Here is a 20,724-nt window from a genome sequence, read left to right as displayed (position 1 = left end):
GTGGTTAAAAATGTTTTGTGTTTGTAGATTAATTACTATAAATACTAACCACAGAGAACACAGAGGCGCTTCGCGCTCACAGAGGAAGATAAAGGTTTTATAAATTAAGATTTTGACCTTCTCCGTGGTTCTTCTCGGTGGTAAAGAGTGTTTTAGTGTTATTGGTTAGTTATTATAGATATTAACCACAGAGCGCACTGAGTTACACAGAGGAAGATAAAGGTTTTTTAAGTAAAAATTTTGAACTTCTCCGTGGTTCTTCTCGGTGGTAAATAATGTTTAGTGTTTTTGGTTAGTAATTACAGATATTAACCACAGAGAACACAGAGGCGCTTCGCGCTTCACAGAGGAAGATAAAGGTTTTTAAGTAAAGACTTTGAATTTCTCCGTGGCTCTTCTCGGTGGTAAAAATGTTTTAGTGTTTGTTAGTAAGTAACTATAGATATTCACCACAGAGCGCACTGAGTTACACAGAGGAAGGATTTTGTTTATTAAGGTCTACCTCATAAAGCGAAGCGCCTCTGTGGTTAAAAAATGTTTTGTGTTTGTGGGTAGTTATTGATTGTTTCAAAAAATATTCTAATACAACTGAAAAAGGATTTACCGTGATGGAAAAGGATTCCCTAACAGAAAAAGTAATTGGTTGTGCTATTTCAGTACACAAAGAACTTGGACCTGGCTTATTAGAGTCAAGCTACGAACATTGTTTGAATTATGAATTAAACACACAAGGCATTACAGTACAACGACAAGTTACCTTGCCAGTAAAGTATAAATCAATAACAGTTGATGCAGGGTATAGATTAGATTTACTTGTTGAAGATAATTTAATTGTGGAATTAAAGGCTGTCGATAAACTATCGAATATCCATCTAGCGCAAATGATGACTTACCTTAAGCTTACTGGGATTAAGACGGGTTTAATCATTAACTTTAACGTAAGTAAATTAGTTAACGGAATCAAAAGAGTAAGCGTGTAATAAAGTTTTCCTTTGTGTTCTCCGTGGTTAATTTAAAGTTTGGAATTAAAAATGAAAAAGATATTTGTTGCTGGCCATAACGGTATGGTTGGTTCTGCTATTGTTCGTTTGTTAGAAAAACAACCTGATGTTGAGCTTGTTTTACGCTCACGCAAGGAATTAGATTTATTAAACCAGCAAGCGGTTACTGAGTTTTTTGCTAACGAACAAATAGATGAAGTGTATTTAGCTGCTGCCAAAGTAGGCGGTATTGTTGCAAATAATACGTATCCTGCTGAGTTTATTCATCAAAACTTAATGATTCAGTGCAATATTATACATGGCGCGCATTTAGGTGGGGTTCAAAACTTATTGTTTTTAGGGTCTTCATGTATTTACCCTAAGCTAGCTGAACAACCTATGACTGAGTCTGCGTTGTTAACGGCTACGCTTGAACCGACTAACGAACCTTATGCGATTGCTAAAATTGCGGGTATTAAGTTGTGTGAATCGTATAACAGACAATACGGTCGTAATTACCGTTCTGTTATGCCAACTAACTTGTATGGTCCGCATGATAACTTTCACCCTGAAAACTCTCATGTTATTCCTGCGTTGTTACGTCGTTTTCATGAGGCTAAGTTAAATAACTTACCCGAAGTTGTTGCGTGGGGGTCAGGTAAGCCTATGCGTGAGTTTTTACATGTAGATGATATGGCTGCGGCTTCAATTTATGTGATGGAATTAAACCAAGAAACGTATGAAGCGAATACGCAAGAGATGTTGAGTCATATTAACGTGGGTACGGGTGTTGATTGTACGATACGTGAGTTGGTTGAAACCGTTGCTAAAGTTGTTGGGTATGAGGGTTCTATTTCGTTTGATGCGACTAAGCCAGATGGCGCACCGCGTAAGTTGATGGATGTTAGCCGCCTTAAAGATTTAGGTTGGGAATATTCAATTAGTTTAGAAGAAGGTTTAGCGCATAGTTATGAGTGGTTTTTAGAAAATCAAGATAACTTCAGAGCTTAATTTTAAACAGATTTGTTTAACCACAGAGTACACAGAGGAACACCGAGAAAAGACAGAGATTTTTAAGTAAAGATTTTAACTTCTCCGTGGTTCTTCTCGGTGGTTAAATTGTTTTATGTGTTTGGGTTAGTAACTATAGACATATACCACAGAGAACACTGAGTTACACAGAAGAAGATAAAGGTTTTTAAGTAAAGACTTTGAACTTCTCCGTGGCTCTTCTCAGTGGTAAAAATGTTTAGTGTTTGTTAGTAAGTAACTATAGACATATACCACAGAGAGCACTGAGTTACACAGAGGAAGGATTTTGTTTATTAAGGTCTACCTCATAAAGCGAAGCGCCTCGGTGGTTAAATTGTTTTATGTGTTTTGGTTAGTAACTATAGATATTTACCACAGAGAGCACTGAGTTACACAGAGGAAAGATTTTGTTTATTAAGGTTTACCTCATAAAGCGAAGCGCCTCGGTGGTTAAATTGTTTTATGTGTTTGGGTTAGTAACTATAGACATATACCACAGAGAGCACTGAGTTACACAGAGGAAAGATTTTGTTTATTAAGGTTTACCTCTTAAAGCGAAGCGCCTCGGTGGTTAAATTGTTTTATGTGTTTGTTAGTAAGTAACTATAGACATATACCACAGAGAGCACTGAGTTACACAGAGGAAAGATTTTGTTTATTAAGGTTTACCTCATAAAGCGAAGCGCCTCGGTGGTTAAATTGTTTTATGTGTTTTGGTTAGTAACTATAGATATTTACCACAGAGAGCACTGAGTTACACAGAGGAAAGATTTTGTTTATTAAGGTTTACCTCTTAAAGCGAAGCGCCTCGGTGGTTAAAAAATATTTTATGTTATTGGTTAGTCTTTTAATTAGTGTAATTGGCGTAATTAGTTGGCAGGATTTTACTAAAAGATAAAAAGACGTTTTACCACCGAGAAGAGCACAGAGAAGGTCAAAATAATAAACATTTATTACTGTCTTTTACTCTATGGTTAGTCTTTTAATTAGATGACTTGTTTTTAAGTGTTTGGTAATGAATAAGAGTTATTATGTTTTTAGATAAAGAAACGTTTTCCACTGTTATCGAAAGTACGCCTTTGGTGTCTATTGATTTAGTTGTAAAAAACAAACATGGGCAAGCATTACTTGGTGAGCGTTTGAATAAACCCGCTAAAGGCTTTTGGTTTGTACCTGGTGGTCGAATTTTAAAAGACGAGTCTATGGCTGATGCTTTTAAACGACTAACCAAAGAAGAGTTAGGGCAAACATTTACTATCGATCAAGCAGAGCTGTTAGGGCCGTTTGATCACTTTTATAAAGATAACGTATTTGGTGACGAGTTTAGTACTCATTACGTCGCTATTGCCTATGTACTTTCACTCGATACAGAGTTAGAACAATTACCGTTAGACGTACAACACGGTAGTTATAAATGGTTTGAAATAGATTCGTTGTTGGGTGAAGAAAACGTTCATCTACACACAAAATGGTATTTTGAAAAAAATTAATAATTAAGTATGAATGTCGGTAAACGGAATGTTGTGTAACCTTTGTTGTTATTTCGTTTTCTTTCAACATTTAAAATTTTATAAATAGGATATTTAAAATGATTTTACCTGTAATTATGGCAGGCGGTTCAGGCACTCGTTTATGGCCATTGTCGCGTAGTAACTACCCTAAACAGTTTTTAGCCTTAGGTTGTGGTAACGATGACAGCCAAACCATGTTGCAACAAACTATCGCTCGCTTAAACGGGTTGAATAATGAACCTTGTATGCTTATTTGTAACGAAGAACATCGTTTTATTGCTGCAGAACAAGTAAGACAATTAGGTGTTGAACACGGCGGTATATTTCTTGAACCTGTAGGTCGTAACACCGCACCAGCAATTGCATTGGCTGCAATTCATGCGTTAGAAACAGCAACCGATGGTGAAGACCCTGTGTTGTTGGTGTTAGCGGCGGATCATGTTATTAACGACGAAGCAGCTTTCCAATCATCTGTTAAAAAAGCCTATGAACATGCAACAAACGACAAATTAGTTACTTTTGGTATTGTGGCTAAAAGTCCTGAAACGGGTTATGGCTATATTAAACGTGGTGATTCAGTTGAAGATGCTTATTTAGTGAGTAGTTTTGTTGAAAAGCCTGATTTAGAAACAGCGAAAAGTTATGTTGATTCTGGTGAGTATTACTGGAACAGCGGTATGTTTATGTTTAAAGCAAGCCGTTATGTTGATGTACTTAAAACCTATAATCCTGAAATTTACAATGCTTGTGTTAAAGCAATGCAAGTACAAAACCAAGATATGGATTTTGTACGTGTAGATAAAGATGCGTTTATGGTGTGTCCTGACGATTCAATCGATTACGCGGTAATGGAACCTTTATGTGCTGAAAATAACTCAGACGTGGTTGTAGTGCCTATGGATGCAGGTTGGAACGATGTAGGGGGCTTTGCTGCTTTATTAGATGTGTCGAAACAAGACGAAAACGGTAATGCTTTTATTGGTGATGTTGAGTCGGTTAACACGCAAGGTACGTTAGTGATCAGTGAAGACAAGTTGGTTACTACCGTAGGTGTTAAAGACTTAATTGTTATTAACACTAAAGATGCGGTTTTAGTTGCTCATAAAAACGAAGCACAACACGTTAAAGCCATTGTTAATAAGCTTAAAGAAAACAACCGTTCCGAAGCGACTATTCATCGTGAAGTTTATCGCCCTTGGGGTAAGTACGATTCAGTTGATAGTGGTGAACGTTTTCAAGTTAAACGTATTACGGTTAAGCCAGGTGCTAAGCTGTCGGTACAAATGCATCATCATCGTGCTGAACATTGGATTGTGGTTTCGGGTATGGCGCGTGTAACTATTGATGAAACAGAGCAATATGTTTCTGAAAATCAGTCGGTTTATATTCCTATTACTGCGGTTCATGCGTTAGAAAACCCTGGTAAAGTTGATTTAGAATTGATTGAAGTACAGTCGGGTTCATATTTAGGTGAAGACGATATTGTAAGATTTGAAGACCGTTACGGTAGGGTAAAATAATATGACTGTATTACAATCAAACCTTGTTTTAGCTAATAGTGGTGTTGCTTTTGGCACCAGTGGTGCACGTGGTTTAGTAGAGCAATTTACGCCTGACGTTTGTGCTGCATTTTCATTAGCTTTTATTGATACGCTTAAAGGTCAATTTACTTTTGACCGTTTAGCTATTGCCATTGATAACCGTCCAAGTAGTTATGCTATGGCGCAAGCGTGTAGCACGGCATTAAAGCAACAAGGTATTGAGGTAATATATTACGGTGTTATTCCTACTCCTGCGTTAGCTTATGCTGCAATGGAAAGAAACATTCCTTGTATTATGGTTACCGGTAGTCACATTCCTTTTGATAGAAATGGTTTAAAGTTTTATCGTCCTGACGGTGAAATTAGTAAAAGTGATGAACAAGCTATTTTATCTAGCAAAGCAAGCTTTAACGCGCTTAACGAATTAGCAGAATTAATAGTGAGTAATGAGGCAGGGGAAGAATATATTCAACGTTATGCTTCGTTATTCGATCAGCCTTTTTTAACCGGTAAACATATTGGTATTTATGAACATTCAAGCGCGGGTAGAGATTTATACCAAGCGTTATTTGAAGAACTCGGTGCTAAAGTAACTTCACTTGAACGTAGTGATGAGTTTGTACCTATTGATACTGAAGCGGTGTCGGAAGAAGATCAATTAAAAGCCATTAACTGGTCAAAAGAGTATGGTTTTGATGCGATATATTCTACCGATGGTGATGGCGACAGACCTTTAATAGCTGATGAAAAGGGCGTTTGGTTACGTGGTGATATTTTAGGTTTGCTTTGTGCTAAGCAACTAAATGTTGAAGCTTTATCTATTCCAGTAAATAGTAATACGTCGATTGAGCTTTCAAATGCTTTTAAGAAAATTGAAAGAACGCGAATTGGTTCTCCGTATGTAATTGCTGAGTTTGAAGGTTTAAGTAAAAAGTATTCATCGGTTGCGGGTTTTGAAGCAAATGGTGGTTTTTTATTAGGCTCTGATACAAGTATTAATAATAAGCCGTTAAAAGCTTTACCTACGCGTGATGCGCTTTTACCTGCCATTATGTTGTTAGCTGGAACTACTGATAATAAAACTATTTCTGATTTAGTAAAAGATTGTACTAAGCGTTTTTCAGCAAGCGATAGAATTAAAAACTTTGCGACTGAAAAAAGCCAACAGTTAATTAAAACTTATCGTGAAGATACTTTAACGTTAATTCAGTTATTAGGTTTTGAAGAGCTAACGGTGAAAAGTGTTGATGTAACTGATGGTTTAAGAATGACGTTGTCTGACAATGATGTGATTCATTTACGTCCTTCAGGTAATGCGCCAGAGTTACGTTGTTATGCTGAGTCTACGAGCGATGAAAAAGCTAAGCAATTGGTTGTTCAGGTGTTAACTAAAGTTCAAACGATTTAGTTTTTTATCAACGAATTACGCTAATTTCACTAATTTTTTAAAACAAAAATCTATGTTTTAAGGTTTCAATTAGGGTAATTCGCGTAATTAGCTGACAGGGTTTTACTAAAAGATAAAAAGAAGTTTACCACCGAGGCGCTTCGCTTTTAGAGGTAGGTCAAAAACCAAATCTTTTCTCGGTGTAGGGCGCAGCCCCTCGGTGTACTCTGTGGTTGATCTTGTGTTGAAAAGACGTTTACCACGGAGTTGTGCTTCGCACACACACAGAGAAATTCAAAACACTTTTTATTAAGAAGCTATTAACGAATTACACTAATTCCACGAATTTTTTAAAACAATAAAACCTTTCTTTACGGATCTTTCCTCGGTGTAGGGCTTAGGCCCTCTGTGTACTCTGTGGTTAGCTTTGTATCTTTAATTAGAGTAATTCGCGTAATTAGCTGGTAGTGGTTTTAAAAGATAAGACATTTTTAACCACCGAGAAGAACACAGAGAAGGTAAAATCCTTTCTTTACTGATCTTTACTCGGTGTAGGTAATTGATAACGTTTCTATATTTAAGTTAGTACTCAACTCGTGAACGTTGTTTATTACTTAATTGTCCTGCCTGTAAGCCCGCAGCAAGTATGATAAAAAAATAAATAGCATTTGCAGGTAAGTGAAAATTAAAGTCCATGAAAGAATGTATTGAGATAGCACTTACTGATGTGAAACAGGCAACCTTTATCCCCATAAAACTACTTTTTGTTTTTTTTAGTTGTTTAAATAATTTTATATAAAGTAATGCCATAGCCAGCATTAATAACGAAAATCCGATGATGCCTTGATTACATAAATACTCGAAATAATCGTTGTGGGCTCTTTTAGACATTGCTGTATTACCTAATAAAGGTGACTTGTATTTTTGCTGAATAACGGGATATGTGCCTGCACCCGTTCCAAATAGTGGATAGTGTTTGATGATGTTGGTTGCTGTGTTTACCATTAAATCTCTGCCATTAGGCGTTAATCCTTGGTTTTGATAACGTTTGGTTAGCTTATCTATTGCTCCAGTACTTATCAGAGTAATAACAATAATAATTAAAGTTAATAAAGATAAAGAAAGGCGTTTTACTAACTTTTTTGTGCTGGTTTTATTGATAATTAAGTAACATATGTAGGTATACAATATTGAAAATATGAATATTAAATTGCCGCCGCGCGAAGAGGTTTTTAATAAAGATAAAATCATAATAAAAACAGCAAGTAGGTATAAACCATTTTTAGACATAACGAGCTCAATTATTTGATTCATTAATGGTGTCTTAAGGCCTTTAGCACGCCCCTTATTATGGTAGTAGCTTATGAGCCCAATACCAAGCGGAATAGTCATGGTAAGGAATGAGGCATAATGATTTTGATAACTGAAGGTTCCATGAACGGCACGTTCCCATGAAACTGTCCATGGTGGGATTGAGCTAATTATATTGAAACCACCATCAGTGTAATAATTAATTAAGGAATAAAAGGCAATAACAGCAGAAGAAAAAAATAAAATGTTAAGTAACGTTATTATCCTGTTTTTCGAATTTAATAAACATAAACACAAAATAAAAGTGGCGAAATAACTCATATTTTTGAGTAATTCTAATAATGATGTTTCGGGTGCAATACTTAAACTATTGCTCGTTAAAGTATTAGGGCTGATTATTTTTATGATACTTTGAGGGAGAGGGACTATTTGCAACAAAGCGTATAATATTAATATGAGAAATAAAGTCAGTGATGTTTTATAAGGCGTTAATGTTACTTGTAAGACATTGCTATTATCGTTTTTTATGAAATAAATGGTGCTTAGGCTAAATATAATAAAGCCGAAAAGAAGATATTCCCAGACCAGTTCTAAACCATGAGGCCAAGGCAGCAAAAAGGTAAGCCCTAAAAAAAGCACGAACAAGGTCGAGTTATTTTTATTTTCTTTTGAGTAATTAAAATCCATTTAGTTAATGCTCTTTAGCTGTTTGTTGATGTTTTCTTTTTCCAATTGTTTTTGATATTTAGACAGTATTTTTATGTGTTTTTTGTCAGATAGTAATGGCTTTAATACGTGAATTTTATTGTATGTTTTTGCTGATTTCAGTGTAAGATCTAGATTCTCTCTATACTGAGTTGACTGTAATAATACTTTTTCAGCTTGTACTTTTGTTCTTGGGGAACCAGCTATAAGGCTCCAGTGTTTAAAGAGTAAAGGAATAATAACTCGTTGGGTTTTTCGTTCGTACGGCCCTGTAAAGATTGTTTGGTTTATTGCTTCTTGGAGCTTTTTTTCTATGTTTGTATTACCGTAAGCATTTAGTTGTTCGTGACTGTAATAGTTAGCTAGTTTTGCCCAAGCATAATCCCATGTTGGTTGTTTTTTTAATGCTAATATATAATACTTCTCAGCATTTTCTATTGTGCTTTTTTGTGACTGGTCAAGTATATTAATAGCTTGTTGTTCGTATAACCTGCCGAGTAACAAATGGGTGTTGGCACTTAGAGGATTAAGGGTTAACGAGCGCTTTAGTCTTAATTCAAATGTGTGACTTTCTTCAACTGAAAACGTTTTTTTATTTTGTTCCCATTGCGTTATGACTTGTTCAACTCTTATTGTTGTGAGTGAAGCCCAAGCCCATAATAAACACCAAAAAGCTAGAAAAACACAGGTAAAAACTACCAGTATTTTTTTTATTTGAAATGATTTTGGTTGGGGTGAAGCTTGGGGTTGAATTCCATTCATAATGTATTACTGAGTTAGATTTTTATAGGTAAGCGTATAAAGCTTAATGAAACGCGTTGTTACACGTTAATTCAGCTGGCGTAGTTTTTATAAGTGTATTGGTTTTTTTATTACCAATGATGGTTTTAGCTTGTTCTACACCAGCCTGCAAATCTGGTGCTCTACCTTTTAAATTATGACAATCTGAAGCTATTACATTGACTTGATCTGCTATTAATAATTCTTCTGTCATCTGTTGAACATCGGCACCAAATTTACCCGTAAGACTACTAGCGGTAATTTGTAACGGACAACCTAAATCGATAAAGGTTTGTAGTTTGTCTCTGTTATGTAAAAAGGTGCTGTTACGTTCGGGGTGTACAATAATGGGTAAGCAATTTTTTGACAATAACCAGCGTACTAAGTTGTCGCTACCAAAAGGAACTTCGGTACGGGGAAATTCTAAAAGAAAGGTCCGCTGGCCTTCTACTTCGCCTAACCATGGAACAGCATTTGTAGTAATTAGTTGCATTATTTCAGGACCAATACGTAGTTCTGCACCTAAAAGTAGTTTTATAGGTAAGTTAGCGGCGTTTACTTGTTCTTTGAATTTTGTGAATTCTTGTTCGATGTGTTGCTTAGTGTTGTTGAAACGCCCCATATGAATATGAGGTGTTAATACTTGTGTTGTTACACCTTGGTCTATTGCTATACGAAGCATATCAAGTGCTTCTTGAAGCGAGCGAGCACCGTCGTCTATACCGGGTAAAATATGGCTGTGTATGTCTATCATTTTTTCACCTAGTTAGTTGTTGTGATCGTGATTTTACCGTAGTTTTCTTTTTTACCACTGAGGACACAGAGCGTGCTTCGCACTACACAGAGAAGTTCAAAATCTCTTTGCTTAAAACCTCAGTGTTCTTTGTGGTTGATCTTGTTTAACTATAGCTAATTTTTTACCACTGAGGACACAGAGCGTGCTTCGCACTACACAGAGGAGTTCAAAACCTCTTTGCTTAAAACCTCAGTGTTCTCTGTGGTTGATCTTGTTTAACTATAGCTAATTTTTTACCACTGAGGACACAGAGCGTGCTTCGCACTACACAGAGAAGTTCAAAACCTCTTTGCTTAAAACCTCAGTGTTCTCTGTGGTTGATCTTGTTTAACTATAGCTAATTTTTTACCACTGAGGACACAGAGCGTGCTTCGCACTACACAGAGAAGTTCAAAATCTCTTTGCTTAAAACCTCTGTGTTCTCTGTGGTTGATCTTGTTTAACTATAGCTAATTTTTTACCACTGAGGACACAGAGCGTGCTTCGCACTACACAGAGGAGTTAAAAACCTCTTTGCTTAACACCTCAGTGTTCTCTGTGGTTGATCTTGTTTAACTATAGCTAATTTTTTACCACTGAGGACACAGAGCGTGCTTCGCACTACACAGAGAAGTTCAAAACTTCTTTGTTTAAAACCTCTGTGCTCTTTGTGGTTGATCTTGTTTGCTGTTAACTTTTTAATTAACTTGCTTTGGCTTCTTCTTTAGGTGGTTTTACACCATAGTATTCGCCCGAGTAATAATGATCACCGTAGTAACTCATTTTATGAGGTTCTGCCACTGTAAGTACTGCACCAATAATATTAGCGTGTAATTTCTGTAAACGACTCACGGCTTCTTTAGCTACCTTAATACGTGTATCTTCAGCTTTAACTGCAAAGATAACACCATCAACTTTATTCGCTAATATACACGAGTCACTAACGGGTAGAGTAGGAGGACCATCTAAAATAATATATTCAAAGTGAGTTTGTAATGACAGTAATACATCTTCGAATTTTTTAGAAGACAATAGCTCTAATGGATTACGCGCTATTGTGCCGCATGTTATTACATTAAGTTGGTCGTTGTTATCTTTGTATACAATATCGCTAAAAGCTTTAACTGAACCAGATATCAAGTCAGTTAGACCTTGCTTGGTTTGAATACCTAAATTTTTAGCCATACTTGGTTTACGTAAATCGACTTCAAGTAATAACGTTTTACCTAAGTTACTGTATGCCGCTGCTAAGTTCATTGCCATGGTAGATTTACCTTCACTACCCGTAGCCGAAGTTACTAAGATGGTTTTAGGTGGATTATCAATATTGGAAAACAATAAACCTGTACGTATGGTGTTTATGCTTTCAGCAAACGGTGAACGTGAATCGTCAAGGTATTGCTTTTCAGGTATTGCAGATTTTTTATTAACTTTAACGACTGGAGTAATACCTAATGCTGGAAGCTTTAATTTTTCTTCAACAGAGTCAGGCGTTTTAAATGTGTTATCAAGTGCTTCGCGAACAAAAGCTAATACCACACCAAAAAATACACCAAACACACCCGCTAAAATAACAATGAGCTTAACGTTAGGTTTAAAAGGTACTTTAGGTACTGTTGCATGGTCAATAATGTGTACGTTTGAGCTGTTGTACTCACTACGACCATTGGCTTCCATTAAACTAACTTGGAAGTTTTCGTATATTCTACGGTTATTTTCAACTTCGCGCTCTAAACTCACTAATGAAAAGTTATCTGTTTGCAACGACTGAATGTCGTTTCTGCTTTTATCAATAAGTTTTTGAATATTGGTTACTTGAAATTGTGCTAATTTATAATTTTTATCTATATTTTCAACTACCTTGTTTACTTCTTTCTCTAGGTTTTCTCTAGCACTTTTCAATTCAGAACGAGCAGCAATCATTTTAGGATGTTTTTCACCGTAGCGTTCAAATAGCTCATTAACACGTTGTGATAATTGTGCTTCGGTTTTTACCATATCACTAGTCGTTCTATTATCAAGGACAGGACTTAGTGAGTAAAACTCTTTAGAGCCCGGCTCTACATTTTTAACCGCTAAATATTGCTCTTCAGCGGAACTTAAGTTGGTTTGTGCTCTTATTAATTCACTGTTTAATGATTGTAATTGTGAATTAGCAAGCAGTTGTTGTTGTTCTGTATTAACCATGCCTTGTTGTGAACGGTAAGCACTTAATTTAGCTTCAGAATCCTGTAGTTTTTTCTTTAGCTGAGTCGATTGTTCACTTAACCAAGACTCTGTGTTTTTAACCTCACCTAGACGCGATTCTAAACCAAATTGTATATAAGCATCAGAAAGCGCATTAATAATGTCGGCTGCTTCTTGTGGGTCGTCAGACGTGTAACTGATGTTAATAATTTGACTTTGTTTACCACCCGATACTTCAACATTTGCTTGGATCTCAGAAGCAAGCATTATTTTTATTTCTGTATCTGTTAATGGAGCTGTTTTTACCTTTACGTTAGTGTCTGAAGCAAATAGTGCAGAGATTTCATTTTTAAACTCTTTAATTGCTACACTAAACTCTGAAGGCTTCTCAGATTTTAATTCAAGTTGTTCTTTTTTGTATTTTTCAACGAGGTTTAGTTTATCTACAACCACTTCTGCAACGTTACGAGATTGTATTATTTCGTATTGTGTTTCGTAATATAAAAAGACTAAAGCTGTAGCAATATATTGCTCGTTTCTATCAGCGGATGGATTTTGCGGATCAGCCAATATTTTACTTGATGCTTTATATATAGGAACAGCCGTTGATGCTATATAGGCTCCAACAATTAAACTACAAAGGGTAATAACAATAATTCCCCATTTAGCTCGTTTGATGGTGCGCCAGTATTGCCCTATATCTATTACTTCTTCCGTGTTGAATGAATCGTTGCTAGGCATTGAGTTATTAAGCGATGAAGCTTTTTCTGGTACTACAGAGTTCATTTTTTATCCTTAAAAGAAGCTTTCGCTGATGGTAATAACGTCGCCAGGTTTAACTGTGTCGGTAAGTGCTACGGCTTTTACAAAGCGTTTGTCTATTTCGCCAACAAGTGAAATGGCTGATTTTGATGCGCGTTCAGTAAATCCACCTGCTAATGTTATCGCTTTTTCTATGGTTAAGCCTTTACGGTATGGATAACTGCCAGGCTTTTTAACTTCACCATTAATGTAAAAAGGGCGGTATTCGGTTATGGTTACAGATACGTTTGGCTTTTTAAGGTAGCCATCTAATAACAATGTGGTAATTTTACTTTCTATTTCAGGAACAGATAAGCCTTTAACGTCTATTTGTCCAATAAGTGGAACAGAAATAGAGCCGTTAGCACCAATTTTTGTTTTGTCGATACTTAAGTCGGGTTCATTAAATACGGTAATGGATATTTCATCATCAGTTGAGACTTTATAATTGTCGGTCTCTTCTGCGTAGGTATTGAATGATAAAAACATCATTATACTCATGGATAGAGTAAAAATTAGTTTGGTTAGTTTCATGGTTCTTCCTTTAATAAAGCTTATGTATTTGTTTCAGGTTGTTTATTTATAAGAATGTTGTTCAGGTAAATAAAACCTTTAGATCACTCGAATGCCGTTTCTAGCGATAATTCTATGGTGTTAGACTCGAAGTTAAATAATTCTATATTGGATGTTTTTTCTTGGTATTTATACGCTAACTTCACGTTTAACCATTTTCTTAAACTGTGGTTTACGCCAATTTTTATGTTGTTACGTTTATCTGTTCTGCTGTTACCTGTAACTATTTCGTCGTTGTCTATAGTGAATCTAGCCGTCACAGCTGTACGGGGCATAATGTAATGTGAAACATCTAGTGAATAAGAGGTGCTTAAGAAACCGCCGGTATTTAATTGTGCTGATTCAGTTGTTTGGCGAACTGCGCCTAATTTTATTTGTGTGTAAGTATTAGGTTTCCAGATCATATCTAGCATATAAGAGAGGCCTGATATGTCGTTTAATCTAGCATCATCGTAGTCTTTGTTTTGATAACCTATTTTAAATATACCTTTCGATTTTGCGGTTGCTTCCCATTCCACACCTGCAAGGTATAAATTGTTGTTACTTGATTGATTAAAAGAAAGGCCATTACTTAGTATTTGATCTTCGTATGAATACTTTTCAGTACTTGCTTGGAAAAGAATGCGGGTTTTAGGTGCTATACGGTAAAAAAAAGTTGCACTGAATTGGTTTTGTTCTACATCACGGTATGATTGCTGGTTATTAGTGTATTCACGATCGTTGTATTTATAACCTAAAACAATTTGCCCTGTACTTACGGTTTGTCCGTAGTACAACTTTGCTTGTGCTGTTTTGTTTTGGTATTGATTAAATTCAGTTAACGATTGCGTTGATGAGTTGGTTGAACCTGGCTCTTCTGTGATTTTGTCGAATCCTAATTTGAATTCAGTATTAATTTTATTGCTATGATCCAGTTTTGCACCCAAAGCGAATTTGTGTTCGTTGTAATTTAAATCGCTGTCTTGTGTATAGGTTGCAAGCTTGCCTTTGTAGTTTAATAAAAATTGGTGTTTTCCTACTAAACCTAAATATTTTACATCGGGATTAATAATAAACGCGGTGTCTGATACTTTGTTGGTGTTATTAAGTGCGTTATCTGTATGTTCGGCTGTTATTGAGCCGTTTAATAATAAACCTGCTCGGTCTTCAGCATGTGTAATTACTGGAAGAGTTAGTATTAATAAGTAAGAGTGCTTAACAATATTTTTGAATAGGGCTGGAATTTGAGTTGTACTTTTCAAAATTACGGTATGTCCTTATTGTTATTACGAGTGATAACTTGCTTATATTAATTAACTAGTTAGGTTTATTTTATTCTGCAAGTTACCATTGATTCATTACAATTAAATGACCAAGCTATTCTGCATGAATACTTAACTTGTTGAATAAAGTTACGATAAACGCCTTTTGCGGGCGATTTTAGCAGACATAGTAAAAACAATCCAAGAATAGAATGTATATTGTTCATGTTTTTGAGTGATTTATTTTGATTTATACAAATAAATAGATTTTTCTGTTAGATGAAAAATATTTACCATGAGAAGAACACGAAGAAGGTCAAAACACTTTATATAAAAATGTTATCAACGAATTACGCTAATTTTACGAATTATTTAAAACCATAAAACCTTTCTTTTCTGATCTTTACTCGGTGTAGGGCGCAGCCTCTCTGTGTACTCTGTGGTTAATCTTTTAATTAGGGTAATTCGTGTAATTAGCTGACAGTGTTTTTAAAAGATAAGAGCTTTTACCACAGAGGGCTCGGAGTTATGCTTCGCACACACAGAGAAGTTCAAAACACTTTTTTTTAAAAGACGTTATCAACGAATTACGCTAATTTCACTAATTATTTAAAACCATAAAACCTTTCTTTTCTGATCTTTACTCGGTGTAGGGCGAAGCCCCTCTGTGTACTCTGTGGTTAATCTTTTAATTCGAGTTTTTAAAAGATAAGACATTTTAACCACCGAGAAGAGCACAGAGAAGGTCAAAACATTTGGCATAATAATTTTATGTTTTTAATTCGAGTAATTAGCTGACAGTGTTTTTAAAAGATAAGAGCTTTTACCACAGAGGACACGGAGTTGTGCTTCGCACACACAGAGAAGTTCAAAACACTTTTTTTTAAAAGACGTTATCAACGAATTACGCTAATTTTACGAATTATTTAAAACAACAAAACCTTTCTTTTCTGATCTTTATTCGGTGTAGGGCGAAGCCCCTCTGTGTTCTCGGTGGTTTATCTTGTGTTTTTTATCTATAGAGAAGGATTGGTTGCTAGAGCTCTGAATTTTGAAAAGAGTGAACTGACGAATTGGTCGTTAATCGTCTTTATGGAAAATTTTGAATTATATAATGGGAATTGGTTGCGGGAGCCCTGAACTTTGAAAAGAGTGAACTGACGATTTGGTCGGAAAATAATAGATTGGTTGCGGGAGCCAGATTTGAACTGACGACCTTCGGGTTATGAGCCCGACGAGCTACCAGGCTGCTCCATCCCGCGTCCGAATGGTTTAAGTGATTACTTAAACAAGCCTTAGAAGTTTTAATTCTCTCTAAAAGAATATTTCACAAAGTTGCCTCTGCTTCAATGAGGTGCATCATAGGGAGTGTAGTCGTACTTTGCAACCGCTTTTACCGCTATATTTGATAAAAGTTATAGAGTGTAAGTTTATCCACCAGTTAATGCTTTTAAAATACACAAAGAGGTGTTTTTAGTGAGTATTCTTATTTTTTCCTGCTTATTATCATCTAATAAAGTTTAATAGGTTTAAGTACTGACGGTTCTTGTTTATAATCGCGGCCATTAATCACTCTGGAAGCCCTTTATGTATCAATTCTTAGCGCTAACATCGCCTGGTATCGAAGTTTTACTTTTTGAAGAAGTTAAAAAGCTTGGTGGTGAGTCTGTTGTTCAAAAACCTGAAGGTGTCTATTTTTCAGCAAGCCTTGAGGTGGGTTACCATATTTGTTTATGGACAAGACTATCTTCTCGAGTGCTTTTAAAATTAGGTGAGGGTGACGCTAACAATAAAGATGAGCTATTTAAAGCGGCGTCTTTAATTAATTGGTCTGAGGTTTTTTCTAATAAACAAACTTTTTCAATTGATTTTGTTGGCCAAAGTGAAGAGATACGTAATACCCAATTTGGTGGTTTAACCATTAAAGATGCGATAGTTGATCATTTTAGAGATAACGATTTAGATCGCCCATCGGTACAAAAATCAAATCCTGACATTAGTTTTCAAGCGCGTTTGTTAAGAAACAGTGTGGCTATTTATTTAGACTTTTCAGGTCGTGGTTTATTTCAACGTGGTTACCGTCAAAACAGTGGTGCGGCTCCGTTAAAAGAAAATTTAGCTGCGGCTATTATTCAACGTTCGGGTTGGTTAGCTGACACCACTAAGCCTTTATTAGATCCTATGTGTGGTTCAGGTACTATTTTAATTGAAGCTGTGTCTATGGCTGCGGGTTTAGCTCCAGCAGTTGATAGAGAAAAGTGGGGCTTCGAAAACTGGCTTAATCATAGTCCTGCCGTATGGGAAAATGTATTAGCTAGCGCGGTTGAAGCAACCAATACAGGTTTAGCTACTGTTAAAGTAAAAGTGTTTGGTAACGACATTGATAGCCGAGTTATTCATACCGCTCAACAAAACGCGCGTATGGCTAAGCTTCAGCAATATATCGATTTTTCATGTAAAGATTCAACCAAGTTAAATAATGCTTTTGGTAAAGAAGGTACTATTTTATTTAATCCACCTTATGGTGTTCGTATTGGTGAATTACCCGAGCTTGTAGAAAACTTTGCTTTGTTTGGTAAAAAGCTTAAAGCGCAATTTTTAAATTGGCGTGTGGTTATTTTAACCGCCAATGTTGAGTTGCTAAGTATGCTTAAACTAGCAACCTTTAAGCGTTATAAATTTAAGAATGGCCCGTTAGATTGTCAACTGGCTTTATATAATATTGATGCGAAGCAAGCAGATAAAGATGCGAGTAATCCTAATGCTGATTTTGACCAAAAAGATTCAGCTTTTGCTAATCGATTAGTTAAGAATAAGAAAGGCTTAAAAAACTGGCTGAAGAAAGAACAAATTGAATGTTATCGTTTATACGATGCTGATATTCCTGAATACAACGTAGCTGTAGATATTTACAACGAGTATGTGGTTATTCATGAATATGCTGCACCATCGACTATTGATGAAGATAAAGCAGCTAAACGTCTACAAGAAGTTATCTACTTTACTCCTAAAGTTTTGAATATTCCTACCAGCCAAGTGGTGTTAAAAACACGCGCGAAGCAAAAAGGTAAAAATCAGTACGAAAAAGTTGATAAAAGCCAGCAGTCTATTGTGGTAACAGAATACGGCGCTAAATTAAAAGTAAACTTGTGGGATTATTTAGATACAGGCTTGTTTTTAGATCACCGTAAAACACGCCAAATTGTTGCGCAAAAAGCTAAAAATAAAACCTTACTTAACCTTTTTGCTTATACGGGCTCTGTTTCATTACAAGCTGCGTTGCATGGAGCGAGTGAGGTAACTACGGTTGATATGTCTAAAACCTATTTAGATTGGGCGCAAGATAACTTTACCTTAAATAAACTATCAGGTCATAAGTATCAGTTTGTACAAGCCGATTGTTTACAGTGGCTTAAAAATAATAAACAAACCTTTGATGTTGTTTTTATTGATCCGCCTACTTTTTCAAATTCAAAAAGAATGGAGGATAGCTTTGATGTTCAGCGTGATCATGTTGACTTGATCACCGATGGATTAAAGTCGTTAGCTGAAGGCGGCGAGCTTATTTTTACCAATAATAAACGTAACTTTAAAATGGATTTTGAAGCGATGGAAACATTAGGTGTTAAGGCGACTGAAATAACTGAGCAAACACGAGATAAAGACTTTTTGCGTAACAAACATATACATAATAGTTGGTTAATTACGCGTATAATCGAAAAATAAATGATGAACATACAATATAACTTATATAGCAGCGAGGGCTGTCATCTTTGCGAAGAAGCATTGGCGCTGTGTGAAAGTGTAATGCCTTTAAATACCATTAACATTGTTGATATTGTTGAAGATGAAAAGTTAGTTGAGCTATATGGTATTAGCATTCCTGTACTTGAGCAGTTAAATAGCAATGAAAAGTTATTTTGGCCATTTACTCAAGAAGATATTAAAAAATTACATAAATTAGAGTTGAAATAAATCGATGGAATTAATTCGAATTTCACAAGGTGAATTAGCCTTTGGTGAAGACAGTATTTTAGATAAAGCAGATTTAACCGTTAAAACAGGCGAAAGAGTTTGTTTAGTAGGGCGCAACGGTGCAGGTAAATCTTCGTTATTGAAAGTTTTAAACGGTATGCAAAACCTTGACGATGGTCAGTTGCTTATGTCTAACAACGTAAAGTTAGCCATGTTAGAGCAAGATCCACCAGAGTCGTGCGATATGACGGTATTTGATTACGTTGCGCAAGGTGTTAAAGAGAATGCTGAGTTAATTAAACAATATCATCATATGATTACGTTAATTGGCGAAGACCCGTCGGAAGATAACTTAAATAAGCTTGCTGATGTACAACAAAAACTTGACCAAGCTAACGCATGGCAAGACGAGCAACTTATTGATAAAGCCCTTACTACTTTGAAGTTAGAAGCGGATAAGATGGTAAACGATTTATCTGGTGGTTGGTTACGAAAACTAGCTTTAGCTAAAGCCTTGGTGCTCGAGCCTGATGTATTGTTACTTGATGAGCCAACCAACCATTTAGATATTAGTAGTGTGTTGTGGCTTGAGCAGTTCTTAAAAGACTTCCAAGGAACTATCGTATTTATCAGTCATGATAGGGCGTTTATTCGTGGTTTAGCGACGCGTATTTTAGATTTAGATCGCGGAAAATTAACCAGCTACCCAGGTAATTACGACGAATACATTGAGCAAAAACAGCATGATTTACAAGTTGAAGCTCAGCAAAATGCATTATTCGATAAAAAGTTAGCCGAAGAAGAAGTTTGGATACGCCAAGGTGTTAAAGCCCGTAGAACACGTAACGAAGGCCGTGTTCGTTCTCTAGAAAAACTACGTGCAGAACGTGAACAACGCCGTGAAGTGAAAAACCAAGGTGGTATTAATATTACTCATGGTGATCGTTCAGGTAAGTTGGTGTTTGAGTGTGAAAACTTAAATATGACGTTTGATGATAAAACCATTATTAACGCGTTAGATTTATTGATGATACGCGGCGATAGATTGGCTTTAATTGGTGCTAACGGTACAGGTAAATCAACCTTAATTAAGTTGATTATGGATAAGATCCAACCTACTTCAGGTACTATGCGCAGTGGCGTTAATTTAGAAGTAGCTTATTTTGACCAACACAGAGAAGCCCTTGATTTAAATAAAACGGTTCAAGATACCGTTGCTGAAGGTAAACAAGAAGTAACCGTTAATGGTAAAACACGCCATGTTTTAGGTTATCTACAAGACTTTTTGTTTAGCCCTAAACGTGCAAGAACACCGGTAAGAGCATTATCAGGCGGAGAGAAAAACCGTTTATTATTAGCACGCTTATTTTTACGCCCTAGTAACTTACTGATACTGGATGAGCCAACAAACGATTTGGATATAGAAACCCTTGAATTATTAGAAGAAGTCGTTGCAAATTATTCAGGAACGGTTATTTTAGTCAGCCATGATCGTGATTTTGTGAATAACTGTGTAAACACTTGTTTGTATTTTGATGGTACAGGTGACGTAACGCATATTGTTGGTGGCTACGATGATGTAGATAGTTATGTGGCTTATAAAAATGAACAACGAAAAAATTTAGCGGGTAGTGCGGGTAAGAAAAAAGAAGATAAAAAAACAACTTCTTCAGTTAAAACAGCCGTAGCAAAACCAGAAAAGAAAAAACTATCATTTAAAGAAACAAAAGAATTAGAAGCTTTACCATTACAAATTGAAGAACTAGAAAAGTTAATAACGGCTTTGCAAGAAGAAGTTAATCAGTCTGATTTTTTTACTGCTAATGATGAGTCACATACGAAAAAAATATTGAACCAGCTCGAAGAAACTGAGTCGAAGCTTGAAGTAACTTATGCTAGATGGCAAGAGTTAGATGAATTGTAAT

14 protein-coding genes and 1 tRNA gene are annotated in these 20,724 nt (G+C 35.8%); 8 read left to right on the top strand and 7 right to left on the bottom strand.

The annotated features are described in order from the left end of the window. The first annotated feature begins 608 nt into the window (after positions 1-608). The 5 genes from AC0L5Q_RS03335 (at position 609) to AC0L5Q_RS03315 (ending at position 6,472) form a co-directional block, all read left to right on the top strand. Positions 609-980 carry a GxxExxY protein gene (locus AC0L5Q_RS03335; RefSeq protein ID WP_473614288.1) on the top strand — a complete coding sequence of 124 codons (372 nt, stop codon included), beginning with the start codon at positions 609-611 and terminating at the stop codon, positions 978-980. A 51-nt stretch (positions 981-1,031) separates the two neighbouring features. Continuing rightward, entirely contained in the window at positions 1,032-1,991 is a 960-nt protein-coding gene (gene fcl / locus AC0L5Q_RS03330) for a GDP-L-fucose synthase (RefSeq protein ID WP_473614287.1), read from the top strand. Between the two features lie 1,052 nt (positions 1,992-3,043). Further along, entirely contained in the window at positions 3,044-3,502 is a 459-nt protein-coding gene (locus AC0L5Q_RS03325; protein WP_473614286.1) for a GDP-mannose mannosyl hydrolase, read from the top strand. Between the two features lie 98 nt (positions 3,503-3,600). Next, the gene (locus tag AC0L5Q_RS03320) at positions 3,601-5,043 is read left to right on the top strand and encodes a mannose-1-phosphate guanylyltransferase/mannose-6-phosphate isomerase (protein ID WP_473614285.1); all 1,443 of its coding nucleotides are present in this window, start codon (positions 3,601-3,603) and stop codon (positions 5,041-5,043) included. A gap of 1 nt (position 5,044) precedes the next feature. Continuing rightward, positions 5,045-6,472 (top strand): phosphomannomutase, encoded by a 1,428-nt coding sequence (locus tag AC0L5Q_RS03315; RefSeq protein WP_473614284.1) that lies wholly within the window; start codon positions 5,045-5,047, stop codon positions 6,470-6,472. 561 nt (positions 6,473-7,033) lie between these two features. On the opposite strand, the gene AC0L5Q_RS03310 is transcribed toward AC0L5Q_RS03315, so the two are convergent. From AC0L5Q_RS03310 to AC0L5Q_RS03280, 7 genes are all read right to left on the bottom strand, one after another. Next, complete coding sequence (locus tag AC0L5Q_RS03310) at positions 7,034-7,765, bottom strand: O-antigen ligase family protein (RefSeq protein ID WP_473614283.1); 732 nt, start codon at positions 7,763-7,765, stop codon at positions 7,034-7,036. 684 nt (positions 7,766-8,449) lie between these two features. Next, positions 8,450-9,229 (bottom strand): hypothetical protein, encoded by a 780-nt coding sequence (locus tag AC0L5Q_RS03305; protein WP_473614282.1) that lies wholly within the window; start codon positions 9,227-9,229, stop codon positions 8,450-8,452. 43 nt (positions 9,230-9,272) lie between these two features. Continuing rightward, a complete protein-coding gene (locus AC0L5Q_RS03300; RefSeq protein WP_473614281.1) occupies positions 9,273-10,001 on the bottom strand; it encodes a tyrosine-protein phosphatase in 729 nt (242 codons plus the stop codon). Positions 10,002-10,724: 723 nt separating this feature from the next. Next, on the bottom strand, positions 10,725-12,995 hold the full coding sequence (locus AC0L5Q_RS03295; RefSeq protein ID WP_473614280.1) for a GumC family protein: 2,271 nt from the start codon (positions 12,993-12,995) through the stop codon (positions 10,725-10,727). A 9-nt stretch (positions 12,996-13,004) separates the two neighbouring features. Further along, positions 13,005-13,544, bottom strand: coding sequence for a polysaccharide biosynthesis/export family protein (locus AC0L5Q_RS03290; RefSeq protein WP_473614279.1), 540 nt, complete (start codon positions 13,542-13,544; stop codon positions 13,005-13,007). An 83-nt stretch (positions 13,545-13,627) separates the two neighbouring features. Further along, positions 13,628-14,824 carry an outer membrane beta-barrel protein gene (locus AC0L5Q_RS03285; protein WP_473614278.1) on the bottom strand — a complete coding sequence of 399 codons (1,197 nt, stop codon included), beginning with the start codon at positions 14,822-14,824 and terminating at the stop codon, positions 13,628-13,630. 1,185 nt (positions 14,825-16,009) lie between these two features. Then, positions 16,010-16,086 (bottom strand) — tRNA-Met (locus tag AC0L5Q_RS03280). Positions 16,087-16,411: 325 nt separating this feature from the next. Here AC0L5Q_RS03280 and rlmKL point away from each other — a divergent pair. Genes rlmKL through uup form a run of 3 tightly spaced genes read left to right on the top strand, consistent with a single transcriptional unit; the run spans position 16,412 to position 20,723 of the window. Beyond that, positions 16,412-18,550, top strand: a complete 2,139-nt coding sequence (rlmKL, locus tag AC0L5Q_RS03275; protein WP_473614277.1) for a bifunctional 23S rRNA (guanine(2069)-N(7))-methyltransferase RlmK/23S rRNA (guanine(2445)-N(2))-methyltransferase RlmL — start codon at positions 16,412-16,414, stop codon at positions 18,548-18,550. Then, the gene (locus AC0L5Q_RS03270; protein ID WP_076419918.1) at positions 18,551-18,799 is read left to right on the top strand and encodes a glutaredoxin family protein; all 249 of its coding nucleotides are present in this window, start codon (positions 18,551-18,553) and stop codon (positions 18,797-18,799) included. Positions 18,800-18,803: 4 nt separating this feature from the next. Next, positions 18,804-20,723: an ATP-binding cassette ATPase Uup gene (gene uup / locus AC0L5Q_RS03265; protein WP_473614276.1), complete on the top strand. Its 1,920-nt coding sequence runs from the start codon at positions 18,804-18,806 to the stop codon at positions 20,721-20,723. Position 20,724 lies beyond the last annotated feature (1 nt).

This window comes from Pseudocolwellia sp. G5-9, from assembly GCF_055808995.1.
This window is presented reverse-complemented; position numbering and strand designations above follow the sequence as displayed.

What these genes read in the sequence shown, in the direction of transcription:
- AC0L5Q_RS03335 (WP_473614288.1), top strand. Translation starts at nt 609, where the DNA reads ATGGAAAAGGATTCCCTAACAGAAAAAGTAATTGGTTGTGCTATTTCA.
- fcl (WP_473614287.1), top strand. Translation starts at nt 1,032, where the DNA reads ATGAAAAAGATATTTGTTGCTGGCCATAACGGTATGGTTGGTTCTGCT.
- AC0L5Q_RS03325 (WP_473614286.1), top strand. Translation starts at nt 3,044, where the DNA reads ATGTTTTTAGATAAAGAAACGTTTTCCACTGTTATCGAAAGTACGCCT.
- AC0L5Q_RS03320 (WP_473614285.1), top strand. Translation starts at nt 3,601, where the DNA reads ATGATTTTACCTGTAATTATGGCAGGCGGTTCAGGCACTCGTTTATGG.
- AC0L5Q_RS03315 (WP_473614284.1), top strand. Translation starts at nt 5,045, where the DNA reads ATGACTGTATTACAATCAAACCTTGTTTTAGCTAATAGTGGTGTTGCT.
- AC0L5Q_RS03310 (WP_473614283.1), bottom strand. Translation starts at nt 7,765, where the DNA reads ATGAATCAAATAATTGAGCTCGTTATGTCTAAAAATGGTTTATACCTA.
- AC0L5Q_RS03305 (WP_473614282.1), bottom strand. Translation starts at nt 9,229, where the DNA reads ATGAATGGAATTCAACCCCAAGCTTCACCCCAACCAAAATCATTTCAA.
- AC0L5Q_RS03300 (WP_473614281.1), bottom strand. Translation starts at nt 10,001, where the DNA reads ATGATAGACATACACAGCCATATTTTACCCGGTATAGACGACGGTGCT.
- AC0L5Q_RS03295 (WP_473614280.1), bottom strand. Translation starts at nt 12,995, where the DNA reads ATGAACTCTGTAGTACCAGAAAAAGCTTCATCGCTTAATAACTCAATG.
- AC0L5Q_RS03290 (WP_473614279.1), bottom strand. Translation starts at nt 13,544, where the DNA reads ATGAAACTAACCAAACTAATTTTTACTCTATCCATGAGTATAATGATG.
- rlmKL (WP_473614277.1), top strand. Translation starts at nt 16,412, where the DNA reads ATGTATCAATTCTTAGCGCTAACATCGCCTGGTATCGAAGTTTTACTT.
- AC0L5Q_RS03270 (WP_076419918.1), top strand. Translation starts at nt 18,551, where the DNA reads ATGATGAACATACAATATAACTTATATAGCAGCGAGGGCTGTCATCTT.
- uup (WP_473614276.1), top strand. Translation starts at nt 18,804, where the DNA reads ATGGAATTAATTCGAATTTCACAAGGTGAATTAGCCTTTGGTGAAGAC.